Source organism: Treponema primitia ZAS-2, from assembly GCF_000214375.1.
Lineage (GTDB): Bacteria > Spirochaetota > Spirochaetia > Treponematales > Breznakiellaceae > Termitinema > Termitinema primitia.
This window is the reverse complement of sequence record NC_015578.1, coordinates 2629767-2652696: the sequence shown is the minus strand read 5'-3', so window position 1 is coordinate 2652696 and position 22930 is coordinate 2629767. Positions and strand designations below refer to the sequence as shown.

Below are 22930 nucleotides of genomic sequence, written 5' to 3'. Positions count from 1 at the left end.
ATCAATGAAAAGATCTTTCTTTTATTCAATACAGGGAAAGATTATCTTTATCCTCCTCTTTATCATGACCATTACCTTTCTTACCACCTGGTACATGGTCCGGTATGTTACTCAGACCTTAGTGCTGAACGAAAAGGGCAGTAAGTTGCTGGGGCTCACGGAAATCCTTAACAGCCGCCTGGGCGCTGATTCCTATGATGCTATTTTAGAGCGAAACGGGGCCTCTGCGGCTTCCCGGGAGGCAAAAATTGCGGTCCTGAACCGGGAACTGCGGGATAGTACCGACGAGATGGCTTCCGCTTACCCGGGGCTTGGGGTGGGCTATTATTCCCGGGACCTGGACGCCATCCTGACCTACGGGCCCTCGGCCTCCTACGGCCGGTCGGTGGGAGGTCCCATACCCCCGGAGCATCCGGGCAGGCGGGTGATGGCTTCCAATCGGGCGGAGGTGGCTTCCGGGACCATGGTACGGGGTAAGATCATGAATGCCATGAGTCCCATTGAACGGGGCGGCAGGGTTATAGGGTATATTTGGGCCAACGAGCTTACCACGGATATCGAAACCCAGTTCAAGGATACTACCCGCAGGATATTCCTGATCCTGGGGCTTACCTATGTGGTTTCCATCCTCCTGGTGGTCCTCTTTTCCCGGAACATGGTCAGGGATATAAACAATATCGTTACCGGGGTGCGGGAACTGCGCTTCGATCTTACCAAAAAAATTAAGCGGGCCGGCGGGGAATTGGGCGAAGTGGCGGAGAGCATAAACACCATGGCTGCGGATGTGGTCAAAGCCACTGCGGAGCACCAGGCCCTGGTACTGGCGGAGGCTGCCAATGACGCCCAGAGGGATTTCCTGGCCCGGATGAGCCACGAGATCCGCACCCCCATGAACGGGGTGCTGGGCATGACCCGTCTTGCCATGCAGGCGAATTCCCCTGAACAGCGCTTCGAATACCTTAAAAAGATACAGTCCTCAGCTTCCCTGCTTTTGGGCATTATCAACGATATTCTGGATTTTTCCAAAATCGAGGCGGGGAAGATGGAGCTGGAAAGCCATCCCTTCAGCCTGACCGAAATGACCGACAATATCCATGAAATCATTCAACCCCGGATCAGCGAAAAGGGTCTTGAGTTCATCATCTCTGTGGATGATTCGGTCCCTGCCAGGGCGGTGGGGGACAATCTGCGGCTTTCCCAGATTCTGCTCAACCTCCTGGGCAATGCGGCAAAATTCACCCTCCAGGGCACCATCCGCCTGGAGATTAGAGCCCGGCCCCTGCCCGCAGGCAGGCTGCGGCTTGACTGCGCGGTAAAGGACACCGGCATAGGCATGAGCGCGGACCAGCAGGAGGCGCTTTTTAAGCCCTTCTCCCAGGCGGATTCGTCCACAGCCCGCAAATTCGGCGGCACCGGCCTGGGGCTTTCCATCAGCAAGGCCATGGCGGAACTGATGGGCGGCGCCATTACCGTGAGCAGCGAACCGGGGAAAGGCAGCGTCTTTGCGTTTTTTGTGGAACTGGGAAGCGCCGGGGATGAACAGGAGGAGTCCGCCGGGATCGAGTCGGCGGCGGACAGCCAGCGCTACGATGGCAAGAGCTTCCTCCTGGTGGAGGACAATGCCATCAATCAGGAAATCGCCGTGGCGATCCTTTCGGAACTGGGGGCAACTGTGGATACTGCGGAAAATGGCGAAGCGGGGCTCCGGGCTTTTCTGCGGAAGGATTATTCGCTTATCTTTATGGATATACGCATGCCCGTGATGGACGGCTTTGAATCCACCCGGCAGATCCGCGCAAGCTCCAAGCATGACGCCCGTACGGTGCCTATCATTGCCATGACCGCCAATGCCATGCAGGAAGACCGGGATGCCAGCCGGGAGGCGGGCATGAATGGCCATGTTTCAAAGCCTATTGATATAATTGAGGTTAAGAATGTCCTTTACCGGGAGCTTGTAGCAAGCCTCCCGTAGGTATTGCCTTTATGGCTGGAATGGGATACAATAGAAACTGTCGGAATATGACAGGTATGAATAGATTAACCCATGCTATCCTGGAGCAGAATCTTCCCACGGTTTTCACTATGGCGGATCTTAAACGCCTTGAACCGGAGGATAATGCCCGGTATTGCCAAATGCGGAGGGCGCTTGCCCTGGGCGATATTATCCGGCTTAGGCGGGGGTTTTATGCCCTTAACAGAATTTTTCGCAAAGAATTGATTAATGGGCATTTGTTGGCCCATCAATTTATCCCGGATAGCTATATTAGTTTTGAAACAGCCCTGCGTGACGCCGGCTGGATCCCTGAGTTTGTCTTTGAAATTGCCAGCGTAAGTTCCCGGCAGTCATGCGTTATTTCGACCGAATTTGCCCGGTTTTCGTATACCCGAATCCCACAAAAAAACTTGTTTGCCGGGGTTGAAAAATTTACCCATGGGCTTGCATATCATTGGGAGGCAAAACCTCTTAAAGCCTTAGCGGATTATCTGTATGTTTCCAAGCATCCGTGGAATTCTTTGGACCCGCTGGTAAAATCATTGCGGATTGAAATTGACGATTTGGAAACCCTTTCTGCAGAGGATTTTAATGAACTGGAAGGTAATTATGAAGCAGCTTGTGTTGAAAATTTCTTATCCGGAATCAGAAAAGAATTGCAAGTATGAATAATGAATTAAATGATATTCTGTTAAAACGGCTGAAAGACTATTCGATTACTATGCAGGAGGATGAATTGCGGGCCACCCATGAAATAACCCAAGAGCTGGTCCTCTATTCATTGGCTAAAACATCCTTTTTTGAGCAAGGCTTATTTCAGGGCGGTACTTCTTTGCGTATCCTCTTTGGGATAAATAGATATTCAGAAGACTTGGATTTTTCACTGATTAAGCCGGATCAACAATTCCAATGGCGTCCTTACCTGCAGCAAATAAAAGAGAATATGGCCCAATATGGTTGTAATTTGGAAGTCCAGGATCGTTCTAATGCAGATGATGCGATAAAGAAGGCCTTTATAAAAGATACTTCTATCGGTCAAATTCTCAATTTTTCTTGGGCAATGCGGAGCAGCAACCCTCAAAAAATAAGGATAAAATTAGAAATCGACAGTAATCCTCCGTTGGGAAGCACAATAATGATAAAAAATCTTAATTATCCTTTTCCTTATAGCATTAAAACCCAAGACTTGCCTTCTCTTTTTGCCGGTAAATGCCACGCGCTATTATGCCGGGAATATACTAAAGGGCGGGATTGGTATGATTTTCTTTGGTATAGCAAACAAAACGTTGAACCCAATTACAAATACTTATCTAATGCCCTCAATCAGACCGGCCCATTTGCAGGGCGGCATATCAAAGCAAATCGATCGTGGTTAGAAGATGCTTTACGGGAAAAAATAAACCATATTGACATTAATAGCGCAAAAACAGATGTTTTAAAGTTCATCAACCTGCAAGCCGCAGACGATGTAAACAGGTGGGACAGAACTACTTTTTTAACAACCATTGATGAGTTTCATAAAAATTGTATCGAATCAGATGAAAAAAATCCCCTGGGCTCCTTTAAACACTAATAGTGTTTCGCCGCATATTCAACCCAGCCCCCATCATCGACCAGGGCTTTTTCAAAATCCTTGAGAACGAAGGGGTAGCTCTTCTCTTTCCCGCCCGCGGTAAAACTGAGTAGACCCTTTTCTGTATCTACCTTCAGGCTGGTTTCTTTCCCCGCGAAGTCCCGGAAAATTTCATCCAGCACCCCTGCGGGGATCTCCGCGGCGATCATGCCGCAGTTGTACATGTTCTGCCGGAATATCCGGGCGAAGCTTTCGGCGATCACAATATTGATGCCGTTTACTTCCAGGGCCCAGGGCGCGTGTTCCCGGGAACTGCCGCAGCCGAAGTTGGCCCGGGTGATGACCGCGCCTTTGCCGCTTATGTCTTTCCGGGGATCAAAGCCCGTAAGCCTGAGGTCTTCCAGTAGGTTGGACTTGAGGTCTTCCTTGGTACTTTCATTTAAGTACTTGGCTGGAATAATTTCATCGGTGTTAATATCTCTGCGATCCAGGAAAAGGACCTTGCCGCCAAATGTTTTCATGGTACCCTCCGTAAAATTATAAGTACTGGGAACCCAAGGGTTCTACAGGTCTTCCGGGCTGGCAATATGCCCTGCAATAGCCGTAGCGGCGGCTGAAACAGGGCTCATGAGGTGAACCATGCCGCCTTTGCCCATGCGGCCAAAAAAGTTGCGGTTCGTGGTGGAAGCGCAGACTTCCCCCGCCGCAAGTACCCCGTTGGACATGCCCAGGCAGGCCCCGCAGGTGGGGTTGGTAACGCAGAACCCCGCGTCCATAAAGACCCGGATGAGCCCCTCGGTCAATGCCTGGGAAAAAACTTCCGTGGTGGCCGGGGAAACTATTGCCCGGATCGAGGGGGCTATCTTTTTCCCCTTGATGATCCTGGCGGCTTCCCGAAGGTCTTCAATGCGGCCGTTGGTACAGGAACCAATATAGACCTGATCCACCTTCTGCCCCTTAAGTTCCCGTATGGTCTTCACCTGGTCCGGTTTGTACTCCACCGTCGCCAGGGGTTCCAGGCTTGAACAGTCCAGCTCAACAATACTGCTGTAGCTTGCATCAGCATCGCTCTGCCATTTGACAAAATCTTTCAGAGCCTCTTCCTTGGTGGCATAGCTCTTATCTCCCTGGGGCCCGATGAAGGGCCAGAGGTAGTCGAGGGTCACCTGATCGGGCATACAGACCCCGCTGGTGCCCCCGGCTTCCACGGCCATGTTGCACAGGGTCATGCGGCCCTCCATGCTCATGGCGTCGATCACGGGCCCCCGGAATTCCACCACCTTGTCGGTGGCACCGGCAACGCCTATCTTCGCTATTACCGCCAGGATCAGGTCCTTGGGGTATACTCCGGGGCGGAGTTTTCCTTTGAGGTTTATCCTGAGGGTTTCCGGTTTCCGGAAGGCGCAGACCCCCTTGAGGATCCCCACTTCCAGGTCCGTGGTACCCACCCCGGCGGCAAAGGCCCCGAAGGCCCCGTGGGTGCAGGTATGGCTGTCCCCCATGATGATGGTGTAGCCGGGACGGACAAAGCCCTTTTCGGGGAAAATGGCGTGGCAGACCCCGTTGCTCCCTATGTCAAAAAAATCTTTGATTTTTTGGCGCCTCGCCCAGTCCCGCAGGGTTTTCCCCTGATCCGCGGTTTTGGAGTCCTTGGCAGGGCTTACATGGTCGATCACAACCTTGATCTTTGAAGGGTCAAACACCCGGTCCATGCCCTTGGAAACCAGATCGTTAATGGCGATGGGGGTGGTAATTTCGTGGCAGAATACCCGGTCCAACCTGAGCACCCAGGTATCCCCAAAAGGCCGGTCCGCCACATGGGTCTCGAAGATCTTTTCCGCCAGGGTTTGTCCCATACTTCTCTCCTTTTGTTCCGGGTCTTAATTACCGACATATAGTATACATTAAATCGTAATTTTCTACCAGCCCTGCCCTGCGGAGGCTCAGTATACAAAAAAGCGTTTAGGTATGATTTATATACGTTTTTTTCATAAAAAAACACAATTTTTTATGAAAAAGGAGTTTTTATTTTAAATTTAATTTATAATTAGGACGGAAGATTTTTCGAATTGGCTTTAAGGAAGAGGTTTATGATGTTAAAACGGATTTCATTCGTAATATTGGCCGTCTTGATCCTGATTTCCTGCGAAAATCCTATACAGTCAGGACTGGGCGGAAAGGTTGATATAGATCAGCCTACGGTAAGTCTGAAGTCTCCCCCGATTGATTCCTTTATCATGGGAACGAATGTACAATTTGAAATAAGCGCCTGGGACGATATGACTGTCAGCGCGGTGTATATTACCTTTAAAAGCGAAGACCCTGCGCAAGCTCCCATAGAGCTGCCCGCATCGGGTTATTCATCCGCCAACGGCAGCAATTATATAGCAAGCCTGAATACCGAGACGGTGTTTGGAGAGTACTACAAGGGCAGAAATGGGGATTTAAAGGTATCCCTTCGGGTCATGGACGGATCGGGCAAGCAGGTGATCACCGACGATCTGCCCTATAAGATCAAGAACGGCGCCCCGGTGATTGAAGTGCAGACCCCGATAAAAGAATCGGAAAGCGACACGGACCTGCCCAAACTGATTTCCGGGGGGTATTTGGGGGGCGTGGCCAATGATGACTGGGGTATTGGTCAGGGTTCCCCGAAAATTCAGTTTTGGTCCGCCAATGGGCCTGAACCCCTGGATGACCTCTGGCAGGACATGGATTCCGAATACCCTGCGGACGGAAAAAAATTCGTTAATTTTAAATACTATGCAATTAAACACCCTGCGCCGGTAGATCCCAGCGAAAAACCCCAGGGTCTGCCGGTGGGCAACTACCGGTACCGCTTAAAGGTTTGGGATATCGGAAACACCCATTCCGCGGTATACCCTCTGGATGGGTCCTACTACGAAATGGAAGTCATACAGCCCAATGAATACCCCAATATTGTGCTTTCTGCGGTTCCCGAGGGTGAACCCTATCGAAATTCGGGCTTTACAATTGAAGCCCGGCTCAGCCATTCATCGGGGATTGGCGCATCGACCCTTTCGGTCAGAAGGGAAGGGGACGCCCAGGCGACTGTCCTGGCCCGGGAAAGCTATTCCGGCAATGAGCAGGTGGAGGGGTCGGATCGGCTTGAGCGGGTCCTGAAATCCTTCCTGATAGAGCCGAAAAAGCTCTATAACCACCCGGAAGACGTCGAAGGGGATAGGTATCTTCAGGAAAATGACCTGGAAGAAGGTTTAACCTCCTACCAGTTTAAAGACGGAGCCTATGAATTTATCGTCCACACTGTCAGCAGCCAGACCAGCGAATCCTACAACTCCATAACGGTCTACATAGACACGACCCCGCCTGAGCTGGGTATTACCCGGGTGATCCCGGTGACTGGGAGCACTACCATCGGAGGCCTTACGGGGTATACCGTGAACGGTCTGACCGCGGTGGATATCAATATCTATGATGCCAATAATTTCGGGAGCGATACCTCCGGCCGCCGGGAGCTTCGGTACCTTATCATTCCGGACACCCTTCCGGCCCTGGACAGCCAGGCCGACATTAAGGCCCTGTACGATACAGCAGATTACTTTGACGCCCCTGTAGCGCCGGTATACAAAAATGGGGACTCCAACGCTTCGGTCGTCATTGATACCCGCGCATTAGCGGATGAGGCGCCGGATTACTATAAAAACAAGGACCAGTACCTGGTACTCATGGCCAAGGATAAGGCGGGGAACTACAATTCCATGACCGGGCTCTTAAAGGTTGAGCAGGAAACGGATAAACCGGTTTTTTCGATTTCCAACTTTGACCAGTCCACCGACACCAAGGCTAAACTTGAAGCTTCATCCAGCCCCAATAGCATTACCGCGGACCGGTTTGTCCGGGGGGTTGTCCAGGACGATGACGGAATTGACCCTGCTTCCCTAAGCTTTTCCTACTATAAGGAAGGGGATCCCACCGCCCATCCTTTGTCGGTGGAAAAAAACACCGTGGACCTAAAGGCGGTAAGCTTCTGGGTTGAATTGCCCCTTGACGATGGCTTGTATTCCCTGGAAATGGAAGTGAAAGACCATGGGGGAAAGAAGAACGAGCTGAGGCCCGAAGCCCTGGAGAGTGTTCTGGCCACCGAGACCATCAATACCGGGCGGATATACTTCTACCTGGATTTGAAAGCCCCGACCCTTACCGAGGTATTGGGGGATGACGGACTAAAAGTAAAGAGTTCGGGTTTTTCGCTGTCCGGAACCGTGAAGGATGACAACGGCCTTAGTAAGATAGTGGTAAAACAGCAGGTCAAAGATGCCGGGACCGGGTTAGTTGAAATAGGGACCATACCTTTCAGCCCATCAAACACGGGCCTCCAGAATTGGGCGCTTGACAATTTGGGAACCCAGGATGGGGAATATTACTATGAGATTTCCGCAATCGACCGGGCGGGCAATACCAGCATACTGAAGCGGACGGTCCAGGTGGATAGAGTCCCCCCGAAACTGGGGGGTATAGGCGCAGGGGCCGCTCAAGCGGATATTTCCCTGGTCGCACCCAACATATCCCCGACGGATTCCAGAATCTGGATTGGCGCCGGTGCTAACGGTATCCAGGGGAAGGTCTACGATGCCCGTGAGGTAAGCGCGGTATTTTATAAGATACAGAAGGCGGAGCTTGCCGCACCTTCCACCACTTATGCCGCGGCGCCCTCCAGGGCCTATTTTGATACTCCGGCAAATGGGTGGACAAAGGTAATTATCACCGCCGAAGGTGAGTCCGATTGGAGTAAATCCATAACCCCGCCTGTTGATGAAGGGCTGTACAAGCTCTACGTGGCGGTCTTTGACCTTGCGGGAAACCAGAACAACAACTGGGCGCCTGCTCCGGGATATAGTTATACCCCCTTTGTATTCGGTGTAGACAAAGCCGCGCCGGATGTTTCCACCGCTGATTTTTACCCTATACCTGTAGGCGGCGGGACAGCCCTGGACTCGGGGGTCCGGCTGGACAAGGGGTTCTCCCTGGGTGGGACCGTTACGGACACCAACGAACTGGGTTCCATAACCCTGACCCAGAAATTTGAACCCGCAGCCGGCGGCGGGGCGGTAACTACAACGGTTTATACCCAAACCCTCTCTGGGGGGTCTTCGCTCCTGAATATCCCGAATCTGCCCAGGAAAACGGACCCGGCTGCTACCGTCCCTGATTCACCTGATTGGAGTAATCATAGTTTAGACGGTACCTATACCTATACCCTCACGGTAAAGGATATCACCGGCTCTGTTGCCGCCGACTATAACAGAAGCTCGGCAAAAACCTTCACAGCCATTGTGGACACCACCGGGCCGGAAGTAACTGTAAGGGCACTGAAGACTTCCTATTCAGGCACGGGGCGGGTCTACTTTTCTCCGGACAGCCTGTCTTCGAACTACCTGCTGACCGGCGAGGCGAAGGATCCGGCCAACGGTACGGTGAAAAGGGTTTACTATTGGGATGGTACGGCAGCAGAATACCCCGGAACTCTCAGCCCCCGGATGGATCAGCTTGAAGATGCAGATGGGAATTCGATACAGGCAGTATGGAAGTCTGCGGACCTTAATGGCAATTCCTGGAGTATTAACCTCTCTCTGCCTGCCGGTACCGCGGAAGGAGACCGGCGGCTAAAAATTATCGCCTTTGATGATCTGGATCATAGAAGTGAAAAACTTTCGTACTTCAATCCGAGCGGTCAGGAGACAAACGCTGAAACCGAATTGGTCAGCTTTGCTGTGAGCCCTTTGAGCCAGCTCTACGATTTCCCCTATGCCCTGGATCTGAATCCCCCGCAGTTAGAGGAAACAGAAATCGGCACGGATAAAAAAGTACTGCTGGGCCAGAAGTTCAATCTTAGCGGAAAGTTTGGCGATACTAACAGCCTGTTCTCCCTTATAATCAAGCAGAGAAAACAAGACACCATTAGTAATACTTGGGACGATAATTTCCCCGTTATTACCTTTACTGCTACCGACAAAAATTTTACTCCTATCCCTATCCCTTTCCCTATCCCTTTGAGGGGTGAAGAAAACAATTGGGTAAGTCAGAACCTGCCCATCAATAACTCCGGCGTCTACGCCGATGATAGCGGTACTTATGAGTATACTATTATTGCTACAGACAGTGTGGGAAGAGAAGCCAAGCTGACACGGTTGGTGGAGGTGGATGTCACTCTCCCGTCAGTAAGCCTGGCTACCACTACCCGGCCTGATAATAGCTGGTACGACCTAACCCAGAATATCCGGGGTACTGCTGATGATAGAGACGAGAATAATAATTCCGGTTCCGGGGTATCCGCAGTCTATTACTGGTACGGTCCCCAGGGAAGTACCCCGCCTGCTTATGATACCCAAATTACCCTTGAAGACCTTCAGACATACTGGCGCACCGCCTCGGGGCAATGGAGCGTGCCCCTGGATATTTCCGATGATACCTTTCTTGAAGGGCTCTATACCCTTTGGGTGCTTGCCACGGACGAGGCGGGCAATATAGGCGGGGTAAAACCCACAGAGCTCCCCCTGAAATATAATTTCAGGGTGGATAAGGCCGCGCCTACGGTGGAAGAAACATTGATCGACCCCCTGGTGACCGTCCCCTACGCCCCTACTCCGGTGACGCCTCCCTCTCCTGATCCGGGTAACAAAAGCCCCCTCAGGACCGGAAGTTTCGACCTGAATATAAAACTGCACGACAGTTATAAGCTTAAGTCCGTAAAAATTACCCAGACCTGGGCAGGCGCCACCCCTGCGCCGGCAATAGCTCCTCCTGCCTCGCTAATTCTGATGGATGACAGCGCCTTAAGTGGTACAGACCTGGAAATACCCCTCACTAACCTTCCCTGGTCCGCTGCTGGTAATCCCCCGACAGCCATCCTGGTAGACGGCAAATATACCTATACGATAACCGTAATCGACGGGGCGGACAAACCCGCCTCCCTTACCCGGACCATCATCGTGGATAGTACCCCTCCAAAAGTGCATATAATCGAGCCTGACCGCAGTGCCGAGGGATCGATCTCCATCCGAGGGACCGCTAAGGACGATGTTCCCGGGACGATAACCCAGGTTCTCTACTGGACAGATTTGCGGGAAAACGATAACTATCCTAGTTCCGCGACTCCGGTGCCGATCCCCGTATATCCCGACGGGACCTGGCTGGCTGTGGACAGCGGCGGATCAACCTTGGAGCCCGGTGCGACGACACAGTGGCATGTGACCATCCCCCTGACTGGTACGCCGGAGGGCAAACGCCAGGTGGCGGTGATCGCGGTGGACCAGTTGGGCAACGTTAGTACGCCGGAAGTGTATGACCCCGGTACCAATACGGATCATGTGAGCGTACGGTACTTCTCCAAAGATGACGGTAGGCCCAGCCTCTTTGTGGAAGACCACAATCCTGCGACCGATGCCATAAAGAGCGCCGGGTTTAGTCTGAAGGGATTTGTGCAGGATACCAATGCCATAGACCATATAACCCTGAAACAGGAATGGACGGGAAGCGGCAGTTTCCCTGAGTCCGCTCCGATTGTGGTAACCCTTATTCTGAACAGATACTCGACCTCAAAAAAGCAGCAGCAGTACTGGAGTTTTGACGACCTGCCTTATAGCAACGCTGATACGGGAGCCTTTGACCCAGTAGGTACGGAAAAATACAAGGCCAACCATGGTAGCAATAATGCCGATGCCAATAATGACGGCATAATCGATAGCGATAAGAGCAGCTATGGTATAAGCGGTTATCCTCCCATAATTTTTACCCCCAATGCTCTGGACAAGTATACTTTGGACGGCAAATTTAAGTATACCATCACCGCCTACGATGCTGCGGGTAATGATGTTACCCTGATCCAGAATATCATCATAGATACTACCCCGCCCACGGTAAGCCCGGACCTCATCACAAACCCGGCCGGGTCCCCCTTCCCCTACTTTGACGGAAACCCCATCATCAAGGGGAGCGCCGTAGACACCGGGACCAATAAGTCGGGGATAGCGGATATCTACTATTGGATAGATCTCGCGACGGTGACCCCGATTCCAGCCCATGCCACAAAAGCCAATCTTACCGCCTCCCCTTGGCAGCGCGCTAACCATACCGTTTCCGGGGGAGTTGATTCGTGGAATTTAACCATTGATATCAGTAATCTTGTTGAAGGGGAATACCAGCTTCAAGTGGTGGCCCTGGATAATGCGGGAAATATTGGGGGCGATTCGGTTACTCCCACAATCCCGTTTCAGTACCTCTTCGGGGTGGATAAGGCCCTGCCGGAAGCGGATGAATTAACCCAGGCTGCGGATAAATTTGTTACCGCAGGGTTTAACTTAGGGGGTACGCTCTACGACTCCTATGGCATAAATAACTTAACTGGTGTTAAGATAACCCAAACCAAGGATACGGGGCCCGAAGTAACCCTCGAGGATTATACCGGCACTTTGACAGGGTACACCGAATCTGCTGTCCATAGCTCCATACCCAGCCTTAGGCCCGCAGGAACCAGGTGGTGGGAACTGACCGGCCTGCCCCGAAACCCCAGTAGCGCAGGTACCACCCTGGTGGCGGACGGTAAATATACCTATAAAATTACCTTCAAAGATAAGGCGGGAAAAGAAACCACCGTCACCCGTATCATTTCGGTGGATACTGAGATGCCTACCCTGACCATAAAACCGGCTAATCCGGAGAACCCAACTGCGGAGGCAATCTATACCAGTTCGGTCAATATCACGGGGACCGCCAGCGATCCCTCGCCGGGCACGGTGACTGCGGTATACACCTGGATAGGGGCCGCCACCGACAGCCTGGCTACCCTGCCCCTGGACGGCAGCGGTAGTGTGCAAGCCGGCTGGAAGCTGGCAAACGGTACCGCAGACTGGAACACAACCTATTCAATAGGCCTCCCAAACTCCGGAAAGGATATCACCTCTGAAGGCAGAAAACGCCTGGTGGCCTATGCCTACGACGGGGTTGGTCATAACAGCCTTATTAAGGATGTCTTTTTCTGGGTGGATGATAGCCCCCCCGAGCTGACCGAAACGGCGATCAATACCGATGATACCAAGTTGTTAAATGACCGCTTTACCCTAAGCGGGACCGCTACAGATACCAATGCGGTAAAAACAGTGGAAGTGTACCAGCGTAAGCTGGGGCTTGCTCAGTTGGATGCTACCCTGCGGGGCAATCTGGTATACCAATGGGCCGGCACGGCCACCAGCGTAAACTGGGCTGTACCCGATACAATTGCCAATTCCGGCCCCAGTCTGCCCCGTAAGAACAGCACAACCCTGGCAGACTACCTGTTACCGGTGAATTATGACAAGGAAGACGGTACCTATATCTACACTATTATTGTTACCGATGCTGCAGGAAAAACCACCGAATTAATCCGTACGGTAAACCTGGACTCCCATGCTCCCCAGCTTGATGGGGACGGCATTGTCAGCGGGGGCATTACCATTGCAAGCCCCCTGGTGTCGATAAATTACGATGCTACCCATGCCAGTACCTGGCTCAAGGGCGCCCTGGCCGGCATCAACGGAAGTTCCCATGACTATGAACCTGCCACGCCCGGCACGAAGACCCCTTCCGGGGTAGCTGAACTGTACTATTTAGTCAGGGAAAGTGAGTTTGACGACAGCAGCCTACCGGATGTGAAAAATCCGGCCAATATACTGGCCGATGCAACCCAACTGAATTTGACCAGCGGCTGGGCTAAAGCCGGCGAGACCGCCCCCTGGTCTGGATCCCTCAATCTCCAGGCCCTGGGGGAGGGGGTTAGAAAACTCTATGTGGTGGCTAAAGACAAGGCGGGCAACTACAGCGCCCCTGCGACCCGGCTTTTCGGGATAGATATGTCCGCCCCTCAACTCACCGTTACTATCCCCGACGGGAAAATCACCCCCCAGCCTGAAAATTACAGCCAGGAAGTGGAGTATGTGGAGGACAACCACTTCCAACTGGGCGGCACCGTCAGGGATGCGAACCTCCTGAACAATCCTCTGTATATGACCATTACCCAACAGTACATCCCCTCAGGGGGCATACCCGGCGAGGTGGTACCACTCACCAATATTGGTAACTTTGTCACGGCTCAGGATGGAGTTGATTCCAAGTTATACACCTGGGCCCTGTCTCCCGGTTATCGGCTGCCCAGAATTCCGACGAATATAAGCTCCGAGGATCCCTTGAGCTCAGACGGGCAGTTTGTCTACGTGATAACCCTCTACGATGCGGCGGGGAACGCCGTTGCCCTGACCCGGAAAATTAATATCGATAAAGCCGGGCCTGTGGTAAACATCAGCTCCCCGGTACAGGGCAGTAATAATGTGGGGGGACTGCTTAGTATAAGCGGTACAGCCATAGATACCAACCCGGTAACCTGGGTTTACTACTATATAAAAAAGGTGGGCGAGACTTACAGTGATAGTAGCCCCGACGATGGAACCAAGGACCTTGACGGTATAGGCCCCAGCCGCACTGGGGCTATACGAAATCTGGTTCCTGCAACCAACCCGCAAAAGTATGATTATACACTCACAACCCCGAGCGGTTACTGGCTGGCAACCGAACATCCCGGCGCATCCTGGAACAGCGTGGTAAACCTCAGCGATTTCGGCATAGCCGAAGGCCAGCTCAGGCTCTGGGTGGTCGCCTGGGACGGGGGCAACTGGTCCGATGAGCCAAAGAAGGTAGACTTCTACCTGGATCAGAACCCGCCGCTTATCAGAACCAATAAGGGCGCTTCCGATGATGTGGAGGACCTTTATTTCTCTTCCAACGTTACCCCGGCCCAGGGGGCTAACTACGCCACCTCTGATTTCAGCTTTAGCTTCGACGCCTGGGACACCAATAAGCTTAAGTCGCCTAAACTTCCCAGTGGCGGGACCAGCAGCGCCGCAGTAAAGGTGGAGCGTTTCGCAGGCAGCGTTGGTGCGGACCTATCCGATACCACTGCTGCGGTAGTTATCATGACGGATCCCAGCAGCTATATCACCAGCCCGCCTGCCACCGCCGACAAAGTCCATGTTACGGTAAACCAGACGGTTTTCAATGGGGTCTCAGGGGAACTGGTTGACGGAACCTACCTCTACCGGGTAACCATTACCGATGCGGTACAAAAGACCGCGGTTCTGGAACGGACCCTGGTGGTGGACCATACCCCGCCTGAGGTCTATGTTACCAACATTACCCCCCTGGTGGGGGATAACGCAGACCGGGTGAACGGGGTCATCTACTTTAACATCAACGCCTCGGACGATAACGGGGTCCTGGGTGTGAAGTACGTGCTCCTGCCTATATCCGAAATACCTCCGACAACCTGGGACGACGTCAGATTTAGTGGTACGATTCTGGGGACCGGAACCGCCGCCACCCTGACCGCCGCCCCCTACCGGGGCGTTATCGACACCACAACTATTGGCGATAATATCCAATACCAGCTCTGCGTGATTGCCAGGGACCGGGCGGGGAATATTGCCACCAACAATATTGCCACCAATAACCGTATCTTCACTGTGGATCAGTCCACGGATAAGCCCACGATACTCTTCACAGGCTTTGACAGTCGCACCGCCTATGCACCGCTACCCAACAGCTACAGGACCATTGATACCAAAGACCAGGGGTACAAACTTACCGGGGTGATTTCAGATGATGACGGAATTAAGCCTGATACCTTAGTTTTGAAATACACCTCCGACGGAAGCACCTGGACAACCGTAAGCTCGGCTACGGTAACTGTAGCCCAGGTAACCTCGGGCTCCTCCAGGGAATATACCTTTGAGTACGAGATTCCCAAGACGGGTTTATTCGGCTCCCTGGCCGACGGGGTGTATAGCTTCAGCGCCTATGTGGAGGATGATCCCGCCAGGAAGTCGGTCTTAGACTTGGCCGGGTCTCCCATCGCCAAAACTGCGGCGAATAATACTGCCTACACCACCTTTGCGGTGGATACCGAGGCCCCGGTGCTGAACCTGGACCTGGCCTTTATCTCCGCCCCCAACGCCCCGCCTCAGACCTATGGTACCCAGCCTGTGATAACCGGGACCCTGAAGGAGCCGAACCTGGCGTCCTTTAAGGTCAGCGTTGACGGCGGCATAGAATATTCCTACGTGCCCAATCAGGAACTCAAGCTTGAGGCAGCGGACGGAGCAGGGGTCAGGGCCTGGAACTTCACGGTTCCCGGTTGGACCGGCATGGCCCAGGGTCCCCATAGCTTAATGTTCGTAGCCGAGGATAACGGCAGAAAAACTACCCCCCTGGGCTATACCTTCTACAAGGATACCGCAGGGCCGCAGATCAACTTTACCAATATTAACGAGGACGCGCTCTACATCATTAAGAGTACCGACGCAGATAATACACAGATTGTTTATCCCGAGGCGACATATTACGGCAATCTTCCCGGTACGGCGGACATCATAGCAGATCGGATTGCGCCGAAACTCAACGGTTCCTTTACGGATGAATACTCCTTTGTGTTCAAAACCGGGGAAGAACAGTTCTACTACCGCTTTGACTGGAAAGGGGCTTCCACCGCAGCAGGTGACGATACCGGTGCAGGGAACGGGGCTAACGACTGGAGGGTCTCGGATCCCTCATGGATAGGCGGCAGCGGGAAAAGCAGGACCTGGCAGCTGCCCCTGAAAAAGAAAAATGACGATATCCTGGACCAGGGCTACCATACGGTGGACATCATGGTGTATGACAGCGGTAACAATGTTAACGGCATGACCCTGAACGGAACCTATAACGGTACAGCCTATGCAAACACGTTCTTCCAATACGAGCGGGTGGCTTTCCGCATTGACAGCGCAGAGCCTCTGGTAACGATTGATGTGCCCCTGCTTAACAATACTGTGTACGGGAATACTACCGAAAACTATTACTTTGAAGCGGATGTGAAAGTCTCGGATTACACCCTCAGTGATGTCAGCGCCACCATCACCGGCATGGTAACTGATTTCTACCACAGTACTACTTTCATCCCCGGAACCGACGGCGGGCCCCTTAACGGAAACTTCAAAGAAAAATTCACCAAAGCCCTGTTCACCACCCTTACGGGCAATGTGCCGGGGGTGTATACCTTTACCTTCACCGTTACCGCCACCGACGGCAACGGCTGGGTGAGCAAGGACGAGCGTATCTTTACTATCGACGCTTCGCCCCCGAAATTTGAACTGAACAACCTGGTGTACCCGACCAGCTCCGTTCCCACTCCTCCGGATTACCCGACCACCCTGATCGAGAACAATCCTCGGATCCAGGGCAATGTCTCCGATGAAAGCGGCCTGAAGCTGGCTCAGTACAAGCTGGAAAAATGGGATTATAGCGCCAACAACTGGAACACTATCGGGGCTAACTACAATATCTGGAAGGATCTGGGCATTTCTGTGGGAGCAAAACTGGCGAACTGGGAGATCAAGCTCGGGACGGACTCGGGCGGCTTGGGATTAAGCGACGGTCAGTACCGGATTTCTTTCAAAGCGGAAGATCAGGCTTTGCCGGTGGCGAACAGCGATCTTAGCAAAGCGGAGATCGTATTCTTCATCGACAGTAAAAACCCGGTTCTCAGACTGAGGAATCCCTATGATACTGTCACGACGCCGCCATACACCAAGCTTCCCCTTTTCTACAGCGGAAAGGAAGCGAAAAACAGCGATGCTTCAAAAACCTACGTTGCCTTCTACCTTACCGCTACGGATGAAAACACAATCCAGTCGGTAAAGGGAAAACTGGACGACAATAACTTTACCACTGGCCTTGTGGTGATCGGCACGGCGCCTGATTGGGCCAACTCGCTGCCCGTGGTTCCGTCCGTGAATCAGACCGGCAGCCTGGTCAACTACTGGATACTCCTGGAAGCCTTCAACGGCGCCGTGGCGTCCCAGATTTCCAGCGGAGACCACACCATTTATGTGGAAGCCAAGGACGGCGCGGGCCGGACCACCACCATCACCAGGGAATTCACCTTTGACAGCGAAGTCCCGGTATTGGAGATCAACGATCCCTACCAGGATAAGTGGGTGGAGTCCCGGGTCATCGTCCAGGGGGTAAGCTCCGACGATAACGCCGTGGCGGATCTGTACTACCAGTTAGGAAAAACGGAAACCGGCGGAAACACGGTCTGGCACAAGTACAGCGAATCTATTACAGGGACTATGGACGGCAACGATAAAACCATTCTTATCGGCAGTAACAGTATGAACAACTGGAAATTCGAATTCCCGGACATTCTGGACATAACCAAAATCGACGGTGCGTTGGCGAATTATGTTACCTACAATAATGGGTCTCAGATCTACGAACTTCCCATGCGCTTTAAGGTAATTGACAAGGCGGGCAACGAGTCCACCAAGCCCATGGTATACGCCACAAGCGGAGCCACGAGTAAAACAGCGGTGGATATCTTTAAGCTCCAGATTAACCCCAACGGGGACCTTCCGGTGGTGACCATCAATTTCCCCCCACCCAACGACCAGGACTATCCCAACGGAATGGAAGTGGGTGGCGAAGTCTCTATAAGCGGCCTGGTCCAGGACAATGACTGGGTCCATTCCATGGTGTACCGGGTCAAGGATAATGATAATGGCGAAGTCATCGTCGCTACCCCGGGGGAACTGGACGATGAAAGCAACGGCGGGGATAACGCAGTGGGCTGGAGAAGCTTCACCCCCGCAATAAGCCCCGGGGGCTTTACCGCATGGTCCTTTAGCATTAACCGGGACGCATCGCTCAGCCCGGTGGGGGATGTTGATAAGCGCAGCTTTACTGTGGAAGTTATGGCCTGGGACGCTTCCTACAGCGACCACGGGGCCCGGAAACAGAAGGGCCTGGTCCAGACTACCAAGGTCGTCTTTGTGGCCGGGCAGCCGGAATACTACACCGATTACAGAGTTATAAAAGATGGCGCCACCTATTCTTCGGCGGCCGGAGGAACAGCGCCGAATCTGAGCGGGAGCTTCACCGTGAAGGCCCGGGTACGGGACGATGAGGGGCTGTCAACCATCACCTGGAAAAAGGAAAGCGATTCGTCGTATACCAATGTCCTGGTCGCTCCAAATTCCCTCGATCCCAACACGTATCCAACCCAGAATACATACGCGGTTCCCGCACTGGAACACCTGAAACGGCCCGAGCAAATGGTAAACGGCCGCTGGTACATTATCTATTACCAGGGTACGTCCTATAATTACACGACCTACGGTGCAGAAAAAAATACCCTGGGGACCCTGTTCAAGGCGAACTTCACCGGAACCCCGGCGGTCAGCGCCGACACCTGGGTGGTGGAAGCGGTCAGCGACGCCGGTATCCACCCCAATGACTTGTACACTGGCACGGGTAAATACTACGTGGAGTACGAAATATCCCTCACCCTGAACACGAATGATCTCATCAGCCTTGGTGTAGCTAAGCCCTACAACCTGTCTCTTCGGGTAACGGATGGGATCGGAACAGCCGCAGTACTGGACATACCCCTGAAACTTGACCGGTACTACCCCTGGGGGTCCATGACCGGGAACGCCGTGGCGGCGGGCACCAACTACCGCCTGGTGGGTGAAGCCTGGGATTCCGATACGGGGATCACCGTCCAGGGCATCGACAAGGTGGTGGTCTGGTTCAGCCGTAACAACGGTACTGCGGACGTCCCAATAGCCATTAAGGAAAGAGCCGGGGGCATATATCAGGCAGGGGACACCATTCCTGTGTATAAAGGCCGCCAGGTTGTGGAGGGCGTTCCCAGTCAGGGAAGCCTGAACAACGTCCAGCTTCCAAAACTGGATGTCCCTGCTGGGAGCAACAATGTCTCCGCCATCGTGATCAATAGCCCGGCGGAAACCGCCGATGATGATGACCAGGACGGGTTTATAGACGGCATTTCGGACAACGGGATTCATAACGTGTGGTACTCTTATCTCAACACCACCACCTTCAACGACGGCCTGGGCAAGGTACACTTTGTGGTCTTTGACAGCGCCGGGAATGCCAGTTATTATGAATACCGGATCTTCTTCTCCAACAATCCCCCCAAGGTAACCAGCGTCACCATCGCTACGGATGTCCTGGGCAGCGGCAATAACCCCGACTTCAGCGACCCAAGAGAATACCGCACCATTACGGCGAACTACGAAACCACCAACATAACGGTCCGCAACAAGCGGCTGGGCTTCAAGGTCCATATCGAAGGGGAGGGAGCCCCCTACCACTACCGCCTGTACTATGTAAGCGGCTATGCGGCTACCACAACCGCAGCGACAGCTTTAACTGCGGGGAAATACTACCGCATTGAAACTCTGGGGGACACGGGCTGGGAAGCGGTGGGCGCCCCTGCGGGATTCACCAGCGGAACCATCTTCATGGCCATAGGCCACGCAGTGGCCGGCTCAGGGACCGCCAGTGAGCTTAACCTGACCCTGGACCGTTTCGATAACACAGTTAGCCAGGACTTCATCATCAGCGGCGTCGATTCCTATCGGGAAAGTGACTTTAATACCATCAGCGACGTGGGAAACAACGGGGCCAAATTTATCCTCAAGGTCTACAACTCCATAAAGATCCCCATGCAGTCGGATGATCACCCCGATCCTTATCAACAAGTATTGGGGGAATACGTGTACCATCCCTTAGGCCTCTATACGAATTTGGATCAGCCCTTTGATGTAAAGGTTATTGGCCTTAATGTGGCCAACGCGGACACGGTCAAGCCCAAGGTTAAGCTCTGGGACTTCAACCCCGCAGGAGGCTCGGCCAACGGTACAAATACTGCGACACCCACGGGCATCGGTTCGAACCTGAATAGGCCCGGTCTCTTTAACCCCAGAGGAAGCGCTAGTAACATCCAGCGTTCCGGGCACATAGAACCCCGCAGCGGGAATACCACCGCCTCGATTAACGACAGCCTGAAGAGCTACTTCATCGAAAATGGCCAGCCCACCAAGTTTGTCCGGGACACCCTCAGCGGTTCAGTAATACTGCGGGGCTACGCCTTTGACGAACAGCGCATAGGCGAGGTATGGCTAAAGTTTACTTCATCAACAGGCTCCAACGAATTTAAGATACTTGAGAAGGATACAAACTATACCGGTACTAACGCGACCCGGGGGGTGTTGATACCCGTAACCAGCGGTATACCCGCATCCTACGATACCCAGTCCAACAAGCCCTATGTGTTCAACGATATTGATCTGGATGGGCATCGGGCGGAGTGGGCCTTTATCTGGGATACCGAATCCATACCGGCTAGTACCATAATTGGTTCGGACATCAAGGTCGAAGTTATCGTCAAGGATGTTACCAGCAACCAGAACTTACAGCGGAACCACCTCAACTTAGGGATCGGCGGAAACAACGATGGCTTCAGCCCCTTAACGGCAAACGAAGGGTACAACCGCATCAGCGTGGACATCCAGCCCTATATCCAGGGCTATACCCGGGACAGTTCCAAAGGGTACCACACTATCCGCTCCAAGCAGGGCTGGTTTACCTTCAGCAGAGGGGAAACAGTAACCATGAACGGCTGGAACCTTAATACATCAAGTATCCAGAGTGTCATACGATTCTACACTGCGGACGGTGAAGTGATTGCTGCTACTTCCACTCGATCGGCCCATGCCATCGTCTTTACCGTGCCTACCACGGCGGTTACCGGACAAATCCGGGTAACCGACAGCGCCGCGACTCCCAACTCACTAACGGTGAATGACCGGAACAACAATCAGAACAGCTGGAACCGGGGGGGCTATAACCCCGCGGAGCCCGGGGGCGAACTCTGGAACGACGATCATGCGGTGCATATCTGGCAGTCCAATGATACCAACACCGGCGACAACCGGGGGTATTTCGACGGCAGCACCAGGCCTGTGGACCCCTCTATGACCATGGACCCCTCTGACGGAACCCTCTGGGGCGCTTGGGCGGAACTGTCCAACCAGGCGCTCTACTATGCAAAGAACAACGCTGCCCGCACTACCCTCTGGGCCTATAACGGGGGCGGTACCATGGATCACACGGACATCCATATGTCAGCCACCAGGCGGACCACCGGAAACACCACAAACCGGGCATATCCCACGGTTTTCTGGAATATTACCCGTTCCTATGCCGGTACCTTTAATACAAATAACAGCGGCGGTATCAGAGGCTCCGATCCCGCAGGACAAAGCTCCAGTTGGGAAGCGGGGGCCGCTACTAGCAATCCCCATTACGACCCGGAACAGGTGCTCCATAACAAGATCATCGATCAGTTTACCAACCCGCGGGTGGTTTACCGGGGCGATTATATGCACGTAAGCTATTATGACACCAAGGATAAGTCCATGAAGTACTGGTACGGCAAATCAGGCTCCAATGTTACCGAAACTAATTATAACGCCTCCGCAAACAATACACTTACGACCAACAATATGGGAGGAATGCGGGCCCGAAGATGGATAAACCTGGACGGCGGCTCGGATGGCGATGACACCTCAGGCGAAGATCGGGTTAGACCCAGCACCGGTACCGGCCTGTCACGGGTAGGTGCGGCGGAGGGGGCCGGGGAATGGAGCGCCATAGACCTGCTCAGCGATGGCAGGCCGGTAATCGCCTATTACGATGCGGAAAACCAGACCGTGCGCCTAGCCATAGCCTCCACAGTCCAGAACCCCTCAAGGAACCAATGGACGGTACAATACGCCATGAACACGTCGGACCCCAACTACAGCTTCTCCGGGCAGTACATCAGTATGCAGATCGATCAAACTACCAATGCCGCCCATCTGGCCTTCTTCAAGTCCAACAGCACGGACCTGATCTACCTTAAATTAGCCTGGACCGGCACAGCTTACACCCCAGGTACCAGCGTTATTGTGGATGATGTGGGCGCCGTGGGCCGCTGGGTGGATCTTACCCTGGACCGGGACAAGCTGCCTTGGATATCCTACCTGGATATCACCATGACAGACTTCTACGACGGGGTGAAGATGGCTTACTATAATCCCACCCAATTCACCGAGGATGTCAGCGATGGTAACGGCGTATCCCAAAAAGGATGGGAAACCATGGCGGTACCGGCACTGTATAAGATCAAGGAGAACCGTACCAGCATTGAGACCTGGCCATCCCGGGATACCGCGGCCGGCAATAACACAGCCCAGTTCTGGAAGGCAGCCATTGGATACACCAACAGCGACTTCTACCGGATTGCGTACTATGTTAAGCCGAAGAATTAGCGGAGAAAAAACAGGTAAAAATAAGTAAACGGCAACCCACCAGAGGCGGACCCCCAGCGGGGAACCCCCTGGTGGGGACCTGTTTTAAATTACAAAATTCTCCTCGCCACTAAAGTATTTTTCCTCCCCGCCCCCTAACAG

At 53.2% G+C, this 22930-nt stretch carries 6 protein-coding genes; 4 read left to right on the top strand and 2 right to left on the bottom strand.

Annotation, left to right across the window (positions count from 1 at the left end):
* Positions 1-4 precede the first annotated feature (4 nt).
* Genes TREPR_RS11500 through TREPR_RS11490 form a run of 3 tightly spaced genes read left to right on the top strand, consistent with a single transcriptional unit; the run spans position 5 to position 3566 of the window.
* Complete coding sequence (locus tag TREPR_RS11500; protein WP_245534726.1) at positions 5-1972, top strand: ATP-binding protein; 1968 nt, start codon at positions 5-7, stop codon at positions 1970-1972.
* A gap of 56 nt (positions 1973-2028) precedes the next feature.
* Positions 2029-2661: a type IV toxin-antitoxin system AbiEi family antitoxin domain-containing protein gene (locus tag TREPR_RS11495; RefSeq protein WP_015708488.1), complete on the top strand. Its 633-nt coding sequence runs from the start codon at positions 2029-2031 to the stop codon at positions 2659-2661.
* Positions 2658-3566: a nucleotidyl transferase AbiEii/AbiGii toxin family protein gene (locus TREPR_RS11490; RefSeq protein ID WP_015708487.1), complete on the top strand. Its 909-nt coding sequence runs from the start codon at positions 2658-2660 to the stop codon at positions 3564-3566. The genes TREPR_RS11495 and TREPR_RS11490 overlap by 4 nt, the downstream gene beginning before the upstream one ends.
* Here the strand turns inward: TREPR_RS11490 and TREPR_RS11485 are convergent.
* On the bottom strand, positions 3563-4087 hold the full coding sequence (locus TREPR_RS11485) for a 3-isopropylmalate dehydratase small subunit (protein WP_015708486.1): 525 nt from the start codon (positions 4085-4087) through the stop codon (positions 3563-3565). The genes TREPR_RS11490 and TREPR_RS11485 overlap by 4 nt on opposite strands.
* 42 nt (positions 4088-4129) lie before the next feature.
* Positions 4130-5422, bottom strand: a complete 1293-nt coding sequence (locus TREPR_RS11480) for a 3-isopropylmalate dehydratase large subunit (RefSeq protein ID WP_015708485.1) — start codon at positions 5420-5422, stop codon at positions 4130-4132.
* A gap of 234 nt (positions 5423-5656) precedes the next feature.
* On the opposite strand from TREPR_RS11480, the gene TREPR_RS11475 reads away from it, so the two are divergent.
* Entirely contained in the window at positions 5657-22789 is a 17133-nt protein-coding gene (locus tag TREPR_RS11475) for an Ig-like domain repeat protein (RefSeq protein WP_041611164.1), read from the top strand.
* Positions 22790-22930 lie beyond the last annotated feature (141 nt).